Below are 19,748 nucleotides of genomic sequence, written 5' to 3'. Positions count from 1 at the left end.
TAGAGCCGATGAGCCGCCAACGGTGTCGATCGGCGTCATCGCAGCCCGTCCCATCGGTCACGGTGTCCCACTGCGCCGATACCCGACCCACAGTCGCCCGCCAGCCCGCGCCAGGACGTCGTCAACGACGCCAACAAGGGCTTCGGTCTGCCCGTTCAACGCCCCACGAACAGCATGGTGCAGGCGCACATTGAGGCCGGGCGCTGCGTCGGCTAGGCGACGTGCCAGCCACTTCCCGCCGCCACCCCACGCCCCACCGAGCGCCAGCGCCAGTTCGCCTGCCCGTCTCGCCAGCTCTGAGGCGATGAACAGCCGCTCACCTTCATCGGTGCACCCAGCAAGATCGTCCAGGAGATCCGTGATCGAATATCGGAAGTCCTCGATCTCCTCCACTGTTGCCGCTGGCGGACCCGCGAGGGCCAGCTTCCTGGCTTCGGCAGCCAGACTCACGCCGAGCCCATCCACGTCGAAGAGCAGTTCGCCATCCGCACACATCCACAGGAGCGGGGACCGGCGCTTGCGAATTTCCCGGTCCACGAATGCGTGCCAGGATTCTTCGGTGTGCACGAAGAGCTCCACGGGCCAGTCGCCGTACTGAAGGCTCTCTCTGTACGGAGCCGGCGGACCATGCAACAGCACCACGATGTCCAAGTCGGACAAGGCCGTGCGGCGCTCCGTCAGCACGCTGCCCCCCAGAAAAGCCGCGCGAGCGACAGGATAACGTTTCTCTACAACGGCGCGGGCGACGACAACCGGATCCATGCAGCCACTATCGGTATCCAGGGCGCGTCACGCATGTGGTTTGTTCAATCGCTCGGGTGAGCGGTGTGCGCCATGCCCGATGTGCGCACGGGTCGCCGCCAGAACTGCCCACAGGGTGTGGAGGGCTGCTTCCCTGCCCGCTTCGGTCTCCGGATGAGATGATCACAGGCAGGGTCATGGTGTCGCATCGGTGGGAGGGGGAGCGGTGGCCACGGACGCCGTCTTGCGGGGGTACTTGCTGGAGGAATCGCTAGCTTGGCTGCTGCGGTTCAGTGGGTATCGACTGTTGGTTCACGAGGACCAGGACCCCGAGGAACTGGTTGATCAAGAGGGGGCGCTTCGTGTACGCGGCCGTGGTGCCCTGCACCAGGTAGACGTGCTCGGCGAGTTCGCCTTCACACCCGCGTTCTCCATGCCGGTGCGGATGTTTCTGGAGGCCAAGTTCTACCAGAAGCCCTGTGGGTTGGAGATTGTCCGCAACGCCCATGGTGTGGTCCACGACGTCAACGAGAACTTCATGACGCATGCGGGCACACGCCCCCGGCAGCGCTACCAGTACTCGTACGCGTTGTTCTCGGCGGGTGGCTTCACGGCGGACGCGCAGAGATACGCCTTGGCCCACCAGATCTCGTTGGTGGACCTCTCCGGAGCCTCATTCACCTGGCTGCTCGGCGCCATCGGCAGCACCGCCTGGAGCCTGTTCCAGGCGCAGGAGAAGTACCTGCCCAAGCCCCCCGGGTTCCCGGTCACCTGGATGCGGCGACAGCTGAGGGAAGCCCTGGAGACGTCCCCGGTGCACTTCTTGTCCTCGGCTGACATTGCTGAGGGGAAGTTCAAGAATGCCGCCCGTGCCGCGCTCGAGCAACTGGTCGCTGCTCTTCGCCAGCGCAGTGAGACGGAGCTATTGCTCGGCTTCCCCTCCGCGCCGTTCATCCTTCCGCTGGCTGCGGATGATCACCGTCGGTTCCTTCGGTATGCGGAGGCCAGACCGGATCATGCGGTGCGCATCAAGAGGCGCGGCAGCGGGACGGTAGCGGAGTGGACGCTGGCTCCGGTAGAGGAGCCCGGCGCCTACGAGTTGGCGTTCAAGCTCCCGAAGCACATCGAGCAGTGGATCAGCGACATCGACGGGAAGGAGCGCCGTCGCACCATGGAGATCAAGGAGCAGTTCTTGTCCGCGATCACCATCTACCGGATGAACGGCGAGGGCCTGCGTACCTACCAACTGCGCTACGAGGCGAGCTCCTTGTCCCGCTTCTGACTCCGGTGTGAAGTTCCGGGCCCTGGCGGTGGCGCGTTGGCCGGGGCCCGGAGGCAACGCTAGACCGGCAGGTATGGGCTGGGCTTGCCGTGCCAGCTGATGCTTAGGGCGTCACGGGCGCGGGTGGTGGCGACGAAGAGCAGCGAGCGGGCCTTGCGCTGCTCGCGCTCGTAGCGCGGCGGGTCTTCGGTGCGGTAGCGCTCGATTCGGCTGGTCTGGGGAATGATGCCGTCACTGGCACCGACGATGGCGAGGCGCTGGTACTCGAGTCCCTTGAAGCGGTGCATGGTGCCGACGTGTACTTCTCCGTCGCCCTTGGGGCCGTCCTTGGTGAGCTCGGCGCAGGTGATGCCGGCCTTGGTGACCAGGTAGTACATGGCCTGGCTGACCATGTCGCGGTCGGCGACGCAGACGGCGATGCGGCCACTGGGGTCGCTGGGGGCACCGTTCTCGTTGGTGGACAGTTCGTCGCGCCAGGTGGTCAGGGTGGTGGCGAGGCCGGCGAGTTCGTCGTCCCAGGTGCCATACGGGACGAACGTGGGGGCGGGGCCGTGGAGGACGGAGCGGTAGCCGGCGAGGTTGTCGGTGCCGTCGTCGAGGTCGTCGTACGTGGCTTTCTTGTCGTCGACGACGCGCATGGCCTGGACGAGGATTTCCTTGGTGGTGCGATAGCTCAGGGTCAGGCGGGAGGATCGACCGCGGATGTTGATGCCGAGGGCGCCGAGGGTGACCTGGTGGTCGTAGATGCGCTGGTGGGTGTCGCCTGCGATGAACATGTCGTTGGCGAGATCGGGGTCGGCCATGGCGCGCAGCATCTTCCAGTGCGCGGGGCGAAGGTCCTGGGCCTCGTCGACCACGATGTGTTGGAAGCGGTGGCCCAGGTAGCGCATGCCGGAGCTGTTGTCGCGATGGATAAGGTCCTTGCCGCCGATCTCTTCCTTGTACGCACGACGGGACTTGATCTTCGCGGCGCGTTCGATCTCGAAGCGGGCGGCGCGCTCGGAGGCTTGACCCCAGGTTTCCACGCCGAGCTTGTCCAGGCGGGCGGTGAACTGCTCGATGAGCTTCCAGATGTGGTTGCGCTCGGGTCGGGTCAGTGCCCGCCCCCGGCCGGCGCGACGGGCTTGGAAATAGGCGGATCGGGTGGGGACGGACTGGCCGAGGATGACCTGTTCCCACTCCTCCAGCAGGAACTCCGGCTCCCAGCGGCGGTCGTCGAGTTCAGCCAGGAGCTGTCGCATCTCGTTCAGCGCCACGTGGTCGTAGACGCGCTGCTTGCCGCGGCCGGGGGCGGTGTTCTCGCCCAGGACGCGGGCGGCGAGCTGGTCGATGTGGGCGATCTCGACGCGGGCGAGGAGTTCGGGTTCGACGAGGGAGGCCAGTCGCAGGCGGAGGTCGGTGGTGAGGTTCTTGGTGAAGGTGGTCAGCAGGATCGGTTTGTTGTGGCCCGGGGGCAGCTGCTCGGCGAGGTGCCTGACCCGGTGGAGCGCGACGATGGTCTTGCCGGTGCCGGGACCGCCGGATACGCGGGCGGGGCCGTTGTAGTGGCGGTGGACGATGCGTTCCTGGGTGGGGTGCAGGAAGACCTTCCAGGCGCGGAAGTCGCCTTCGTCGATGGCGGCCTGGACGTCGTCGTCGACAGCGGTGACCTTGGTACGGGTCGCGGCGGCGGCGAAGTCGTCGAGGTCGGGCCGCTGGCCGAGTTCGACCGGCTTGGTGATCTCCTTGCGGACCTCGTCGATGTCCATGCCCGCCGCAAGGCCGTACAGGACGTCCTTGGACAGCAGCGGGGCGCCCTGGAGGAGTTGGTCAAGCTCGGTGCTCTCGGTGACAGCGAGGGCGAGCTCGATGAGCTGGTCGGCGACACCGAGGTCGCGCAGCTGTCCGGCGTCGTAGGCGGCGAGCAGGGCAGGTGCGGCCTCGGGTTCGGCGACGTGCTGAACCGGTTCCGGGGCGGGCTCGGGTGCCTGGGCCGGAGATTCGGGCTCCGAGGGAGTGAGGGTAATGCCTGCGCGGCGCAGCGCACTGTCGCCGACGACGGCGAGGTCGACGAACTCGATCTCGCCGGTGACCCGGTTGACGGCGACTTGGAGTTCTTCGTAGACGTATCTGCGGTGGCGTACGGCGATGACCAGCCAGTTTTCCGTACCGTCCGCGTCGACCCCGGTGGGCGTGAGCAGCGCGCGGTAGGACTGGTTGACCCGGGCTGACCAGATACGGGAGTCGCCCTTGAGCTTCTGCTTCTTCAGCCCCGGCTGGTCGGGGTTGGTCCTAAAGATGTGGCAGAAATCGTAGAACTGGGCTTTGACCGAGCGGTCGAGCTTGTACAGCTCCTGTTCGGCCTTGCGGTACAGGCTGAGCCGGGCGGTCATCGGGTGGTGCCTTCCGTGTCGGGGATCTGGTCGAGCAACTCGTCCAGATGGGTGAGCCATTCGCCGGCCGTGCGGACCTGCCAGCCGTCGTCGGTGTAAGCGGCGTCGCGCCGCTGGGCCTCGGGGTCGTCCTCGCCCTGGTGAGCGGTCATGACGGCGATCTTGAGTCCGGGGGACTGCCAGGCGAATTCGGCTTGCCAGCGGCTTGTGCCGAGTTCGAAGCCGAAGACGGGAGCCTGCTTGCCTCGGTCGGCGAGGGTTTCGGCAAGGCGCAGGAGGTCAGGGGCCTCGATGGGTTCCTCGCGCAGTATCTCCAGGATGTCCTCGTCCCAGACGGCGTCCCGAAGCATCTGGACGAGGGTGGCCTCGGCGGCCGAGTCATGGTCCGGGTTCGGATCGACCGGTTTGACGCTTTCTGCCGGCGCGGGTGCCTCGGGTTTGGCGCGCGTCGGTACAGGGGCGCCAACGAGAGAATCGAGTTCGCCGAGCCCTCCGCAGACGGCGAGCACTTCGACTTCAAAAGCGGCGGCGCGGCTGGCGGCGAGCTGGACGCCGTCGCCTCCGGCCAGGGACAGGAACTGGGTGAGGTTGCTCCAGTACAGCCACGACCGCCAGCGCAGCTTGTGCTCGTCGCTCTCCAGGACGGAATCGGTGTCGTCGAGGACGGTGAGTGCGCTCCACCGCGGGGCTTCGGGGTCGGCAGCATCCAGGGTGACGAGGATCGGCAGCCCGTTCTCGTCCTGGGTCCGGAACACGTGCACGGGCCCGATCCCGGAGGCATCCGGTACAACCGGCTTGTCGTGGCGCGCACTACTGCTGAAAGTGGCCAGCTCACTGCGCAGCGCCGCCACTAGCTCGCTGCGGCGCCCGGTCGCGGCGACGGGAGTGGTTCCCGCAGTGCTCAACAGGCCGGTGACCAGCGCGCGGGAGCGGCGGGCCCAGCGGTCGGCCTCAGGATCGCGCAGGTAGGCGATCAACGTGTCGATCGGGTTGGCGAAGACGGCGTTCGCGAAGTGGGCGCGCTGTCCGCCGTACTGCTCGTAGGCGGCCTTGGCCTGTTCCTGGGCCGTGCCTCGATAGGGCGGCCAGACGGGTTTGGTCCGCGTGGGGCGCTTCTCGAACAGGTCGATGTCCGCCCAGGTCACCTGGAAGACGATCTCTCCCTCGGCGCGCAGCTTCGTGCGCTGAGCCGCGTCATGGGCGATGCGGTTGTGTTCACGGCTGGCGTGGAAACGGAATCCTTCGAGATAGACCTTGACGCTCTGGGCCGGACCGTCGACCCGGGTGAAGGTGAAATCAGTCCGGGTGCCCTGAAGTTGCTGCTGGGCAGTCAGTCGCCAATGGGTGACCTCGGAACCGGCGGTGAAACGCAGATGCCCGCTGGCGTGGCCGTCCTCATCCAGGGCTGCGTCATCGGTGACCTTTACCCAGTCGCGCAGGGCGGCCAGGAAGCGCGCCTCCAAGTCGGATTCGACCTGGGCATCCAGACCGACCAGCCCGGTGTGATCAACGTCAGCGATATCCCAGCCGTCCGCACCCTCTGCCGTGAACAGCAGCGACTCCAGCATGTTCAGCGCTGACTGACGCGAGACGATGTCCTGGAAACGCTCGGGCGTATAGCGGTGCAGACACCGGTGGCAGGCCCGGCGCTGTTCCTCGGCGCACGGACACTCCTTCAACATCTCGTACGCCGCCGCGAGGGTGTCGCGGAAGGCGACGCGATCGGTGAGCCGGTCCAGATAGCCGGTGCCGCCGGGCAGGGAATCGAAGAGCACCAGGAACCAACGGCGCTCTCCGCTCTCGGCATCCGGCATGGAAGCCACGGTGGTGTCCAGGTGTTGCGGGTCGCCGCCGAAGTGCAGGTCCACACCGAGCCGCAGCGCGGCACGGAAGGAGTGCACCTTGGCGTCCACGTCCGCCGTTGCGGCCGGGATCAACACCCGCAGGGCCTCGGTCTTCAACGTATGGGCCAGCAGCACCGGCTCCTGGGTGGCCCCGTCTCGCTTGCCGCGGCGCAGCGGACACCAAGGGCGGTGGTGCTTGAGCTGCGGGCTACGGGCTGCTGCGGAGTCGAGAGCGTCGGTGTCGTGGTCGAAGACCGGCTTGCCGTCCGCGCTGGCCGCCCCACAGGCGGTGCACACATGGAACGGGTTGAGGCGCACCAGATGCCCGGCGAAGTCATCGCGGGCCGGGGCGTCGTAACGGACCGGCCCCACGTTGATCCGGCGGATCATGGCACTGCGGCAATAGTCGACGCCGAACGTCTGCTTCTTGTGACGCCACGAGCCGGGCTCGATGTCGCCCACCGGGATGTCCACCGCGTCTACGACGGAGTAGTTGCGGCGGTCGCGGTCGTCCTTGTCGTCGCGGATCCGGGCGTCCTCGCGCTTGTCACGCGAGGTCACGGTGGACGGCTCCACGATCTGGAACAGGCAGGAACCGTCGTCGGCGATATGGGCGCTCTTGCAGCGCGGGCACGGCGAGCGGTCCTCGGCAGCGTCTTCGGTGCGCACAAATCCGCAGCCTGGACACACCCGCCAGGTGCGCCACTCCTGCCGACCGCCGGTGGAGATCTCCAGGCCGGTGATCTCGTGCCGGTAGCCGTTGACATAGAAGGAGTTGCCCGGGGCCAGCTCCGAGAGCGCGTAGCGGCGCGGCCGGTCGTAGGAGTCGGTGGTGGAGGTGAACTTCGCCTTCCCCGTCTTCGGGTCGACCCCATCCTCGCCGTACAGCGTCGCGGACAGCGTGGTGACCGAGTCGATCAGCGCGTAGTTCGGCAGCAGCCCCAGGTCGCACAGTGCGCTCTGGGCGGCGGTATCGCCCAGGTTGAGCAGGCGCCTGCCCACTCCGCGCCGCTCTGCGTCCAGTTCGGCTTTCTGCCGCGCCTGATCCGGGTCGGAGTCGTGGAGCTCGTCGTGGGCCTCGTCGATCTGGGCCAGCCGGGCGCGCAGCGCCTGGTCTCGGCGGCGCCACTCCCGCTCGGCCTCTTCCACCGCGCCGCGCAGCTCGTGCGTCGCGTACTCGCGCAGGTCGTCCTTGGCCCGGTCGTTGACGCCGGTGGGGAACATCTCCAGGAAGCCCTTGGCGAGCTCTTCCCCCTGGGCGATGGCCACTTCCACCAGGTCGATCAGGTAGCCGGACGGACCGAACAGGGCGGGTGCCTTGGTCGGCAGGGCGCGCAGCACGATGCCGTCACCGCGGACGAGGCGGCCGGCCGCCGCGAGGTCCAGCAGGTGCGCCAGGTACTGGCGGCGCAGGATCTCCACCGCCGAGAGATGACAGCCCGGGGGCACGATCGTGCCGGCGATCAGGTCCTTGGGGCGCTCCAGGAAATACAGGTCACGCCGTCGACGATCGGGAATCGTCAGCAAGAACGCATTGCCGGTCCGGCGTCCGGCCCGCCCGACCTGCTGGGCGTAACTGGCCGGCCGGCGCGGTAGCGCTGCCAGCACTACCGCGGACAGGTCACCGATGTCGATGCCCATCTCCAGCGTCGGCGTGCAGGAGAGCACATTGGGGTCCTTGAAGCCCGTACGCCGCTTGAACGCCTCCTCCACCTTCTCGCGCTGCGGGCGCGTGAGCATGCCGGTGTGCTCGGCGGTGACCACCTGGTAGGTACCGGCCTTCCGGTACAGATGCCGGTAGTAGTCCAGGGTGTAGTCACGGTCGCGGTGGTGCACTCCCAGCCGCTCGGGCCGGTCTCCGGCCACCAGACGGCCTCTGCGGCAGCGGTAGGAGGGGCAGGGCTGGTCGTGCCACTGATCGAGAAGGGAGGGGTGGACCGTCTGTTCCCAGAAGCACACCGGGCAGCGCACATACGCGTGCCGGACCTGTTCGTCGTCCAGGAGCAGCGCTTCTACGTTGCCCGGCTTGAGACCGTAGACCCGTACCGAGGTGTCGTTCGGCGTACGGCACGACAGCAGCCCGATCGCGGCCAGTTCCGGCAGGAGGCGGCTCCAGAACTCCGGTGCCGCCTCACGCGACAGCCCCAGGCAGCGGCCGGCCCACCGCTCGTACCAGGACAGCCGGCCCGTCGCGAAGTCGAACTCGCTGCCGTTCTTCGGCGAGCCGAGCAGGAACACGGGCGCCGCGACCCGCTTGGGGAACGCGCGCATGCCGGGTGCACGCTTGCCCCAGATGAAGTAGCGGCTGGTGCCCGCCTCGTCGACGTACTTGTCCAGCCACTGGTGCGCGATCGCGCCCCGCGTACGCAGGCGCTCCAAGAACACCCGCACGAACGCCAGATAGCGTGCGTCGTCCTGCGGCTGCAGGGGCAGATCGGCGCGCTCGAACTCCTCGTGAATCCGCTTGACCAGGGCCACCACGGCCGCAGGGTCCGCGATGCGCACCTGCGCGGCGGCGGTCCGGGTCAGCTCCAGGGTGCGCCCGTTGCGGGAACGGAACCCGAACTCCATCAGCGCTTCGAACGCCAGGCGCTGACCGATCAGCCGCCAGGTCGGCAGATCCCCGCCGCGCCCCTTCCCGGACAGCAGCCGGTCCACGCCCTTGAAACCATGCAGATCCGGCGGCACCACCGCGGCCAGGGTTTCCTTGTCGGTCGTGGCCTCGACCACGTTCGCGATCAGATCGTTCAGCGCGGTGGGCACGTCGCTGCGCAGGTGCTTCGCCAACAGGGCGCGCAACGAGAAGGTGTACGAACGGTTCGCGACGAACCCGGCCCGGTGCGCGGCATCCTGCACCGAATCGTTGAACATCAGCGTCTTGTCTTCGTGCCGCTCTTTGTCGAGCTCCCCGCCCGTGAACAACTGGGTGATCGACGCCGCCGTCATCGCAGCCGCTCCAGTACCCAGATAGCGGATCGCGTTGCGCTCACCGCACGCCGGGCACCAGTCCTCCTTGGCCGCGGTATTCGCCGTATCACCGAAGTTGACCAGGACGAACGCCGAATCGCGGGCCGTCAGCCGCGGCTCCTTGGACTCCTTGTCGTAGTCATTGAGTGGATCGGGCAGCCGGAGCCGCTTGCGCGCACCGTCCAGCACCATCAGCAGACCGCCCGCACTCTGCAGGGCCGTGGTCCCCTTGCCGCCCCGGCCGCTGGCCGGCAGCACCGCCGCCCCAGAACCCTCGCGCGCCTCGCGCTCGGTCGCCGAGACCAAGTTCCGCACCCGAGCCTTGTCCTGCCCCAACGAGGCACGACGGATCTTGTACGTGTCGAACTGGACCTCGTGGTCGTCGCTCTCCGGCGAGAACACCGCCCAGCCCGACCGCCCGCAGTCCCGGCAGTAGACCGCCGGCAGAAACAGATTCGCGCTCTGCCCCGACGTGGCTGTCGTCACCGGCGCCGAACGGTTCCCGCTTCCCGCACTGGCATCGGCCGCACCGGCCACATCCCAGCGGAACTCCGCCTTGGGCCACGGCAGTACGCCGCGCAGCAGCCGCGAGACCGACCGGGCCCACTGGTGCACCTCGACATGCACGAACGGCCGCGGCGGCTCTCCCACCGGCGACTTCGGGTCACGGGCGTACGACAACAGCGCCACGAACCGGGCGAGCGCCTCGGCGGCCTTCTCCGGCTGCCGGGCCACCGCCTCCGCCCAACCGGCCGCACCTGCACGCCACATGACGTCCAGCACTTCGGCGCCGGTCTTCACCTCACCGTCCAGCGCCTGCATCACCGCCCGGGTGAACAGGTGCCGCTTCAGGTTGGCGCCCAATACGAGGGGGTCGTCGTTGCGGACCCCAGTAACCGACTCGATGAGGTCCAGCATCGCCTCATCGCTCGTCGCGGGATCGGGCAGTGCCAGCAGCTCGTCCGGCGTCGGCAGCCCCTGCATCTTCACGTCCGCCAGCGGGATGAACTCCTCCACCGACAGCCGGTTCTCCCCGACGATGGACTCCGCCGTGAACTCCGTACCGAAGACCTGCGTCGCTACCTCGAGCAGCTGGGCCACTCCGTCGGTATCCGTCCCAGACGCGAGCGTCGCCGACGTCGCCACCGGACAGATCGAACCCAGCGGACGCCCCTCCTCGGACGACCCCACCGCAGCCGCGAGCCGCCGCAGCAGCATCGCCACGTCGGTGCCCTGCGCACCGTCGTAGGTGTGGAACTCATCCACCACCACGTACCGGATGTCCGCCCCACGCCACAGCGGAGCGTCATCCGCACGCTGCAGCAGCAGATCCATCATCTTGTAGTTCGTGATCAAGATGTCCGGCGGCGAGAGCTGCATATCCGAGCGGCGCGTACGAACGTTGTCGTACTTGATGGCCGCCTTGTCGCCGATGTACAGCCCGGCCGACAACTTCTTCAGCGCATCGTTCTCCGTGATCAGCTCGTTGATGCGCTGCGCCTGATCGGTCGCGAGGGCGTTCATCGGGTACAGGAACACCGCCTTGATGCCGGCCTTCCCCGCTTCCCGCTCGCGGAGACAGTGATCCAGCACCGGGTACAGGAACGCCTCCGTCTTACCCGAGCCCGTCCCCGTCGTCACGAGAGTCGGCTGCGGCACATGCCCGTTCGCCGACGTCAGCCGCTCGAAGGCAACGGCCTGGTGGGCGTACGGGGTGAACCCCTCACGCTGCCACTCCAGATGCTGCCGCCACTCCTCGCCGGCCACCGTGAACGGCGTCCGGATCCGCAGATACGGGCCCCGGAACATCCCCGACGTCTCATCACCCAGGAACCGGTGCAGCGCCTCACGCGCACCCTCATCCGTCAACGCGTACGTCGTCGACAGATACTGCAACAGGCTCTCCTTGAGCCCCCGTGCCTCCAGCGTCGGCCTCACGGCTTCGGCACCTCCTGCTTCTCCAGGTCCCACTCGCCGCGAGCGACTGCGGCATCTAGTCGTTTCTGAAAGACGGCGTGCGCCTCTCGCATCTCCGTTTCGCGATCCGCCTTGGAGAAGGGAGCGACATAGCCCTCAGGCACGGGCAAGTTGTTCGGGTCGGCTTGATACGCCTCAAATTGGCCCCAGCTTTCCTTGGTCTGGCGCTGACCGAAGGTGCGTGCGTTGCCTGCGATCTTCGATCCCTCGGCATCAAACCAAGTCACTGCCTCGTACTTCTGCAGTACAGGGAAGCGGCCCTTGTATGCCGCGACAAGAGCGTCGGCTTCCATTCCGAGCCACACTGCGACTAGAGCATCAATTTCCACCAGAGCGGAACGTCGTGCCCGCTCGGTGCGTAGTGGTGTTTCCGGACGCCAGACTGGCGACACCTCGTGCAGCGCCGGTAGGCCAGTCCAGTCGCACGCCCATGACTCATGTGTGGTCCAAGTTGGGTCGTACAGTTCTGACCACAGCCCCGAGTAAGCACTGGTAAGGAAATTCAACCGCAATGTTCGCAGGAGTAGCGAGGAAGCGAGGGGGTGATCGCCAGCGGGTGAGGGCATCGCTTTAGCACCCTTCACTTGCAAGTCGCCACGACCAGTAGCGCGGAGGAAGTAGTCGAGCGGGAGCGAGGCCCAGAAACCGGCTACCAATGCGGTTAGCCGAAGATTCGGCATGGCCAGGCTGTGTACCAAGTGAACGTGCGCTACACCTGGCGGCACCAATGCGGCATAGAGTGCACGCTCAGTGTCCGGGGCGATCTGGCGACGCCAGGCAAGCCGAGGAAAGACCACGTATCGGCGACGCGCTCGTTCTTCGAGTAGGGCATCAATCTTGGCAGGATCGACATCGCTTTCTGGAACGTTGTCGGTCAATGCAATTTGCGAACGCGCCTTGGATACCGCCCTACCGTCAGAACGTAGTCGCTCCAGGGCTCGGCCGTCTACCCAACGATCTTGCTTGGCGAGATACGACTGCGCCATCCCGGGGGCACGCACATAGGCAGTGTCCGGGACGAAGTCTGACGCAAGGGTGGTCAAATCCCGACCGTAAGGGTCGTTACTATTAGCGTCATGGCACTTGAATACTGGCGTGGCGATACCCAGTTGAGTTCCCTTCAAGATGACATTACGCCACCTGTCGGGCTGGTATGGATGACCGGTGGGGCTGCTCGGACGGTTGTATTCGATCAACCCAGCAGCCTTTGCGTCACTTTCCATTAGCCCGCGCGTGATCGGCGGGTTGAACCTACCAAGCCGCAATGGGTATTCAGAAAGAGCTGTGATAGCAGACGCCTCGGCTGTGCTGACAGGGAATAGAAGGCGGGATTGTTCAACTGGAAGGTGTGATTCATCCAGTAGGCGCTGCCATTCGGCGAGAAGATCTCGGTTCACGTGAATGACGCGTGACCGGTGAGGGCGTTCATCGAATTCGCCATTTTGCCATCTCACGCCCGGAACTTCCCCGGAGCCATCATGCGCGGCTGAATCGCGGAGAGCGTCCGCTGACACCAACCATGACATGTGGTCAAAATTGATTTCCGAAGGGCTGCCGTAAATATGCACGCCAAAGTGTGCTGCATGCCCGACGGGCGGAGGGAAGAAACGCTGTCCGGCATTCACGAAGTCTCCGTGGACGCACAAACGATGGTATGCGGCCTCGCGAAGTGCCCCTTCCTTGTCGCCGGTGAAGTGGGTATCGGGATGCACGAGCCCAGCCATACCTGACGGAGACTGATGAGACCATACCTGAAGCATGAATGCCCGATAAAGATCTGGGCGAGTTCCTACGAGCAAGGGATAGGTGGTCTCATGCCCGTAAAACGAGGAGCAGCCGCTTACTTTCTCGCGCTCATGAATGTAATAATCGAACGTCCTTCGCTGATTCAGTGCAATGGATCGCCGCTTGCTCTGCTCGGTTGCTGACGGCCTGTCCGCCAACTCAAACCAAGGTTCGTGCTCGGCGAGGACGCTTGCCTCATCCCAGTCAGGACGCACCCAGGGGGGATTGCCCACCTGGAGATCGAAGCCGCCGCTGCGAGCGAATACGAGAGCGAACTCCAACTCCCAGTGAAGAAATCCCTGCTCCTCGGCAATGTCCCGAGTAATGCGCAGCCATGGAAAGACGTCCTCCGGGTTTCCGGTGTCCATTCCCATGAAGCCGGGGAGCGTCTCTTCGTACGTTTTGAGATCTGCCAGGGTTTTGAAGTTGTCGAGGAAAGTTCCGTCAGGTACGTCGGCTCTTCCAAGCATGGATTCCAAGAAGTCCAGCCAGTCGTCCAGCTCCTTGAGCGGGATGACCGGGCGGCGCATCGGTCCCTTTGGCTTTGCGCCGACCTGCTTTGCTGCCTTCGGTCCGATCTCTTTGGTCTCGATGATCGCTTCGTCGTCGGCGGTCAGTACGAGATCTTCGAAGGAGGTCTGCTCAGCGCCAAGCGCGAAAAGTGCCGTCGCTTCGACGAAGCGTGGCTCGGCCTTCGGTGTCGGGGCAGCCAACGGTTCGGGAGCCACCTGTTCCTTGAGCTCTTCGCCGGTAAGAGGCACTTCACCCAGTAGCTCGCTCAGGCTGTCGCTGCTCACCACGGTGCGGACCGCGTAGTCGCCATCCGTGCCATCCAGTAGGCCGGCTTTACCGACGGGCCAAAACCACAGGGCGCACCAGGCGTCCATGACCTTCTTCAACCGCCAATAAGGGGTGTCGGCAGAGTTGAAGAGGTCCTCCAGAACCTTCTCCTTGGGGACTGCCTGATCAGGGTGGTGGAGGAAGGCGTACTCGGGATCCGTCGGGTCGGCCTGCCAGACATCGATCCTGCGCGCGATCTCTTGTTCGGAGAGTTCCATGCGCTTGACGACGAGCGACCACAGGAACTCGGCTCGGCGGGCGGCGTCCCGCAACCGTGTGAACTGTGACGGCGCTTCCGCCTTCGGTAGCTTGGTCGTGGGGTGAAGTTTTGGGCTGCCGTCCTTGTTGAGGTGGGCGGTGCTGCGCTTGGGGCGTTGGAGAAGGCCCTTCTTCCACTCGGCCAGATGCTTGACGTGTTCCTCGGCCAGCTGCTTGGCCTCTTTCGAGCCCGCGACCGCAGCCCATCCTGGACTGGGAAGCAAGAACTGGTGTACCGCGTCATGGGGCAGTGGTTGGGGTTGGCCGTCCTTAAGGAATGCCAGCGGAGTCGGTGCCAGAGCGCCCTTGTTCTTCAGCCATGCTTTAGCTGGTGAAGCGACCTCCTCACCCGTATAGACGGCTCGACGTGCGCCGATGAGGGAGTTGCCGCGGCGCAGGTGGAGCCCGAACCAGGGGGCTCGCATGCCGGGGTGCATGGTGTTCAACCACAGGGACACCTCCGCGAGTTCGACGCCGGTGGCATTGAGGTCGACGCCGTAGGCGTTGTGTAGGGCGATGTAGGCCCTGGCCTTCTGCTTCTCGGTGAGCGCGTCGGCGGTGGGGATGGGAATGCCGAGTTCGTCCTGGCGGCGGCGTAGGTATTCGTCGGCGACTTGGTTGATGGCCTCGTTGAGGAAGGACCCGGAGCCGAGTGCCGGCTCGCAGATCTTGTACTTGAGGAGCTCGGACGCGCGGGTCTTGATGATGTTGCCGTCGGCGTCACGTTCCTGGTCGAGCCGGTTTTTCAGAGTGAGCTCGACAGTGACCTGGGTGAGCGACTCGGGGGTGTAGTACGAGGCGGAGGTCTCGCGGTCGCGGCCAGCGAGCCGGTAGACAAAGGAGCCCTTGTCGTACTTCTTGACGCCGCGTAGCCCCTTGCGGGCGTCGTCCTCGCTGTAGTGGATGAGGGTCGTGTCGGGGTACTGGTCTTGCTTGTGCGAGGGGATGAGCCAGGATCCCTTCTCCGGGTCGCCGCCCTTGGCGACCTCGCACAGCTCTTCCTCGGCGATGATGCCGGTGTACGACATCAGACCCTCGTATACGGCGCCGAGTTGATTGATGCCCAGGTTGCGGTAGGAAATGAATCCGCCACGTTCCCCGCGCTTGCCCTTCTTCATGGTGAGCAGGCGCAGCACTTCGTGGAGGGCGGAGTTGCGCAGGCGCAGGTCGAGCCAGTGCGGGTCGTTGTCCTCGTCGCTGGTCGGGTCCAGGATGCGGGTGCCGATGAGGCGGATGGCGGTGGGTTCGAAGAGTTCGCTTCGCAGGGGCTCGAAGCGAAGACCGCGGTCTTCGCTGCGGCGTGCGGCCTTGGCCTCGCGAGTCTCTTCGTCGTCCCCGGGTTGGTCGTCGTCGGGCTCGCTGCCGTACGGGCGGTGGCCGAAGTTGACTTTGTTGAACAGGACGTCCAGGGACTGGAAGAGGTGGAAGCCGTTCTTGGCTTCCTCATCGACGAGTTCCTCGTCGCGCTCGACGAGTTCGCGCAGGCGGGCCATGGAGTAGCCGGCTTCGTAGCTGCCGTCGTCGGCGGGGAGGATGCCGAGTTCGGGTCGGGCCTCGGCGTACAGAAGGAAGAGGATCCGATAGAGGTAGCGCAGGGATTCGCGGGTGAGTTCCCGGGCGAAGCGGATCTTCGGGTTCTCGATGTCGGCCGGTGCGACATTGTTCTTCGGCTCGGTCATTCGGCTGAGGACTTCGTTGGCGATGACTTCAACCGAGCGCTGTAGGCCATAGCGCAGTTCGTTGGACACGCCGACCGCGTTGGTACTGGACGACTTGAGCAGGCCATCGATCGCCCGGCTCTGGTCGTTGTCACCGGGGCGGAGCATGTCCAGACTGAACAGGGCTGCAATGGTGGCCAGTTCCCCCTGTTGGGCGCGGTCGTTGCGTTCCAGGGCGGCATCGAGGTTCACTGCGAGGTAGCGGCCTTCGCGCCAGGACTGGCGGTCGGCGAGCAGGATCACACCGCCGATAAGCAGTAGAACGAACCGGGGGTGAGCGCCGCCGGGCTCGTCCAGCTCGCTTTCGAAGAGCCAGGAGGCCAGATCCGCGCCCGTCTCGTAACTCTCGCTCGCGCTGACGCGCAGGGGCGACAGGAGGCGTCCGGAGCCGTCGGCACCCAGGGCGGTGTCGTTGTCGGCGGCCCAGCCGCAGTCGAGCGCGATGATGCCGTGGCCGTGGTAGGCGACGGGCAGGGTGTGCTCGCGTCCGGCGCGGTGCACGGTGAGTTCATCTGGGGTGGCGTCGTATCCGAGGGCGCGCAGCACGGTCTGGTGCCACTCAGTGAGCCGCTTGGCCCACTCAGGGTTGTTGTGCGTATGGAATCGCGCATCGTCACCAGCATCGCGTTCGGCCGCATCGGCGAAGTAGGCGCGTACGTCTTCGGCGAGGTACATGGAGCGCAGAGCGCGTACCTGTTCGCGAGGGGTCTTGCGCGGGTCGTTCTCGTCGCCCTCGCGTAGGGTCCAGGTGGCGAACAGTCCCTTTTTGAGGTCGGCACCGAGCTGTTCGGCGAAGTAGTACGCGGACAGGTACTCGCCGCGATTGACGAAGGAGTCGAAGTCGGTGCTCATCGTGCAGTGCCCCCTTCAGCAGTGTGCGGTTCCAGGACAGCCAGGAGCCGCAGCATCGGCTCGCCCTTCGTTTCCAGGGACTTGGCCAGGCGCATCCGGTCACTCGCGGCTTGGCCGACTCCCTGCTTGTCCGGGCGCAGACCGGCGGAGAGGGCGTCCTGCTTCCAGTGGGTGACGCGCTTGCGGTAGGGGGCGAGGGTCTTCTCGATGCGCTGGCGGTAGTGCTCCTCAAGCGTGCCGAGGTGCCTCTTGGCCTCATCGATCGCGGCGGGGACCAGAGCGGTCAGACCAGGCAGATCCCGGGGAGTGGCGCGGCCGGGCATGCTCGGGCCGACTCCGTAACGCTCCAGGGCCTCTTCGGTCAGCTCCACTGTGTTCGGTTCCTCGGGCAGGCCGGAGACGGCCATCCACTCCACGATGGTCGGTCGGCCCTGACCATTGGAGTAGATGCCCTGTACCAGGAAGGTGGGACGGTCAACGGCGGCGGCGAGTACCGGGGCCTGGTGGCGGCCGATCTCGACGAGGACCTTGTCGGTCAGCCAGTCAAGGACCGGGTGGACGTCCGTGACGTAAGAGACGTTGGGCCACTGGGACTTGGAGGTCTCCCGGGCCGCTTTCAGACGCGCGTCAGCGAGGTCCTTGGAGAAGGTGACGCGCAGCCGGCCCGGTTCGGTCTTACGGGGCATGATCCGCTGCTCGTCCAGGTACGACTTGGGTAGCGCCTTGAGCCGGTAGAGCAGATCGCGCGGGGGCTCGAAGGCGATGGTGCCGTCATCGTCGCGCCGCAGGGACAGCTGGTCCTCGGGGTTGGGGTGGCAGACCTGCCGCAGTGCCTCGTCGAAATAGTCGGCGGTGGAGCGGAAGAGCGTCGGTACCACCGCGCGCGGTACTTCGGGGTGTTCGGGGACCGCACCGACCTGACCGAGCAGCCCGGCCAGGAAGGCGGCACCTCCCTGCTGGGACTGCTTGATCGACTCCTCGACGGTACGGCCGGCGATCAGGTCCTGGGTGAGGCGGTTCTCCTCCTCCTTGGCCCGATACAGGCCGGTGACGGCCTCGGCCGAGCCCTCAATCTTGTGGGCTTCTTCCTCGCGCCCCAGGAGTTTCTCGCCCACCAGCCGGTCATCGAGGGTGCGCGGCTGCCCGCTGGCCTCATCCGTGCGCCACGGGATGTCGCTGGTCAGAACCAGTGCCCGGAACTGTGGCGGGTACGCCTGGCCGTAACGGTCGATACGGCCGTTGCGCTGCTCGATACGGATCAGTGACCACGGCAGGTCGTAGTGCACGAGCAGGTGGCACTGCTGGTGCAGGTTGACACCCTCGGAGGCAACGTCGCCGGTAAACAGGATGCGCACCGGATCGTCGCGCAGCCCGAACTTCTCCACGATGTCCCGCTGCTCTTCGTCGCTGCTGGCCTCGCCGTGCATGACCTGCACCGCACCGCCGAAGCCCAGCCACGGCTTGCTCTCATCCGGGCTGGTCCCGCTCGGAAAGCCGAGCGCGGCCGGTACGGTCTCGGCCAGCCACCTCAGGGTGGGGATGCGCTCGGAGAACACGACAACCCGGGTGTCCGAGCCCGGACCGACACCCATCTCGCGCAGCTCCGCCAGGAGCGCGGTGAGCTTCGCCGAGTCGGAGTCCTGGATCTGCTCGTTCAGCTGCTGCAACTCCACCAGAGCCGCACGCTCCCGCTTGGCCTCCGCCTCGCGGACCTTCGGATCAACCGGCCGGGTCTGCTTCTTCTTGTCGGCCGGCTTTTCGACGGGTGGCTTGTCCAGCGTCGCGATCCGCGTCTTGATCGACGCCCGTAGGGCCCGGTGCGAGGACAGAAAAGACTTGAGCAGCTGGTACGGCACGAGCTGGTGCCGGCTGACCGAGGGCTGGTCGGGGTCACCGGGAATCCAGCGCGTGGCCAGCTCGTGGAAGACGGCGAGCTCCTTTTCACCGGCCGGCGCTCGCAGCGGCTGGGAGGGGCCTCGGTCCGCCCAGGCACCCTTGAGGGACTCGCGTACCTCTGCCGTGGTCTTCGTACGCCGGATGTAGAGGTGGTCGAGGTCCTTGACCTCGTACCGGTTCGGGTTGGCGATCGCCGCCTCGTCCAGCATCTTGACCAGCTCGGCGAATGAAGAGGCATCGCCGTTGTGCGGCGTGGCCGAGGCGAGCACCAGCGCGTCGGTCTTCCTCGCTAGCAGCCTGGCGAGCGCGTTGTTCTTCGTGCCCTGGTTGACGAGGTTGTGGGATTCGTCGATGACGACGGCGTCCCACTCGGTGTGCTCCAGGTGGTGGGCGTAGACGTCGCTCTTCAGCGTGTCCACGGAGATGATGGCCCGCTTGAAATACGCGAACGGGTTGCGGCCTGCGGGGATGTCCTGCTGCACCCGTTGGATCCCCGTCGAGTCCAGCCGTACCAGCGGGATCGCGAACCGGGTCCACAGCTCACGCTGGAACTGCTCCAGCACATGCTGCGGCGTCACGACCAAGATCTTCTCGCCGCGACCGCGCCGGATGAGCTCGGCAAGGAGCACCCCGATCTCCAGGGTCTTGCCCAGACCCACCACGTCCGCGATGAGGATCCGCGGTCGTGGGTTCTTCATCGACAGCGCGAGCTCGGCCGGCCGCAGCTGGTGGACCTGCTGGTCCATGAGGAAGTTGTCCGCCAGCGCCAGCCCGTGCTCGGTCTGGGGCAGGAACGTCTTCCGCATGATCGCCTCAAGGAACAGGCGGGCTCTCCGATGGTTGGCAGAGTCGTCCGCGACCAGTTGCGTCTCGTGGGGGTCGAGCACGCTCACAAGATCGAGCTTGTCGTAGAAGACGGCCTCGACCCCACGGACGAACGAGGAGATGCCGGTGACCTCGACCATCCACCCGTCGCGGGCCGTGGACCGGCACTTGCGGACCAGCCACAGCTCGTCGCGGATCTCCACCTGCGCTCCCGCTGCGTACCCGGACGTGGCGGGAGACTGTTGCTCGGGCGAGGGCTCGTCGGGCTCCCAGGCATCCCACACCGCATCGCTCTGGCCGCCCGCGGCTCCCGCCTCGACGCTCAACGTCCGCTCCGATCCTTCACCAGCGGCACTCACGCCGCTCAACTTCTAACGGGCCTGCCGCCAGC

Annotated in this window: 6 protein-coding genes; 1 reads left to right on the top strand and 5 read right to left on the bottom strand. The window is 66.1% G+C overall.

Features of this window, described 5'->3' with window-relative positions; translation table 11 throughout:
* Window positions 1–57: 57 nt before the first annotated feature.
* Window positions 58–762 (bottom strand): nucleotidyltransferase domain-containing protein, encoded by a 705-nt coding sequence (locus F0344_RS07225; RefSeq protein ID WP_185297988.1) that lies wholly within the window; start codon window positions 760–762, stop codon window positions 58–60.
* Window positions 763–1,048: 286 nt separating this feature from the next.
* Between F0344_RS07225 and F0344_RS07220 the strand changes: the two genes are divergently transcribed.
* The gene (locus tag F0344_RS07220) at window positions 1,049–2,023 is read left to right on the top strand and encodes a restriction endonuclease (protein WP_258049733.1); all 975 of its coding nucleotides are present in this window, start codon (window positions 1,049–1,051) and stop codon (window positions 2,021–2,023) included.
* Window positions 2,024–2,082: 59 nt separating this feature from the next.
* Here the strand turns inward: F0344_RS07220 and F0344_RS07215 are convergent, their stop codons facing one another.
* The 4 genes from F0344_RS07215 to F0344_RS07200 are packed head-to-tail and all read right to left on the bottom strand — an operon-like array spanning window position 2,083 to window position 19,683.
* Window positions 2,083–4,395: a UvrD-helicase domain-containing protein gene (locus F0344_RS07215; RefSeq protein ID WP_185297986.1), complete on the bottom strand. Its 2,313-nt coding sequence runs from the start codon at window positions 4,393–4,395 to the stop codon at window positions 2,083–2,085.
* Window positions 4,392–11,144 (bottom strand): DEAD/DEAH box helicase, encoded by a 6,753-nt coding sequence (locus F0344_RS07210; protein ID WP_185297985.1) that lies wholly within the window; start codon window positions 11,142–11,144, stop codon window positions 4,392–4,394. Before F0344_RS07210 ends, F0344_RS07215 begins: the two co-directional genes overlap by 4 nt.
* A complete protein-coding gene (locus F0344_RS07205; RefSeq protein WP_185297984.1) occupies window positions 11,141–16,636 on the bottom strand; it encodes a hypothetical protein in 5,496 nt (1,831 codons plus the stop codon). Before F0344_RS07205 ends, F0344_RS07210 begins: the two co-directional genes overlap by 4 nt.
* Entirely contained in the window at window positions 16,633–19,683 is a 3,051-nt protein-coding gene (locus F0344_RS07200; RefSeq protein ID WP_258049732.1) for a DEAD/DEAH box helicase, read from the bottom strand. The genes F0344_RS07205 and F0344_RS07200 overlap by 4 nt, the downstream gene beginning before the upstream one ends.
* Between the last annotated feature and the right edge of the window lie 65 nt (window positions 19,684–19,748).

Source organism: Streptomyces finlayi (genome assembly GCF_014216315.1).
In the GTDB taxonomy this organism is placed as follows: domain Bacteria; phylum Actinomycetota; class Actinomycetes; order Streptomycetales; family Streptomycetaceae; genus Streptomyces; species Streptomyces finlayi_A.
Note: the sequence above shows the minus strand (reverse complement) of the source record. Positions and strands in the feature narration are given on the sequence as shown.

Coding starts and splice junctions, on each gene's coding strand:
- F0344_RS07215 (WP_185297986.1), bottom strand. CDS start 4,395: ATGACCGCCCGGCTCAGCCTGTACCGCAAGGCCGAACAGGAGCTGTAC.
- F0344_RS07225 (WP_185297988.1), bottom strand. CDS start 762: ATGGATCCGGTTGTCGTCGCCCGCGCCGTTGTAGAGAAACGTTATCCT.
- F0344_RS07205 (WP_185297984.1), bottom strand. CDS start 16,636: ATGAGCACCGACTTCGACTCCTTCGTCAATCGCGGCGAGTACCTGTCC.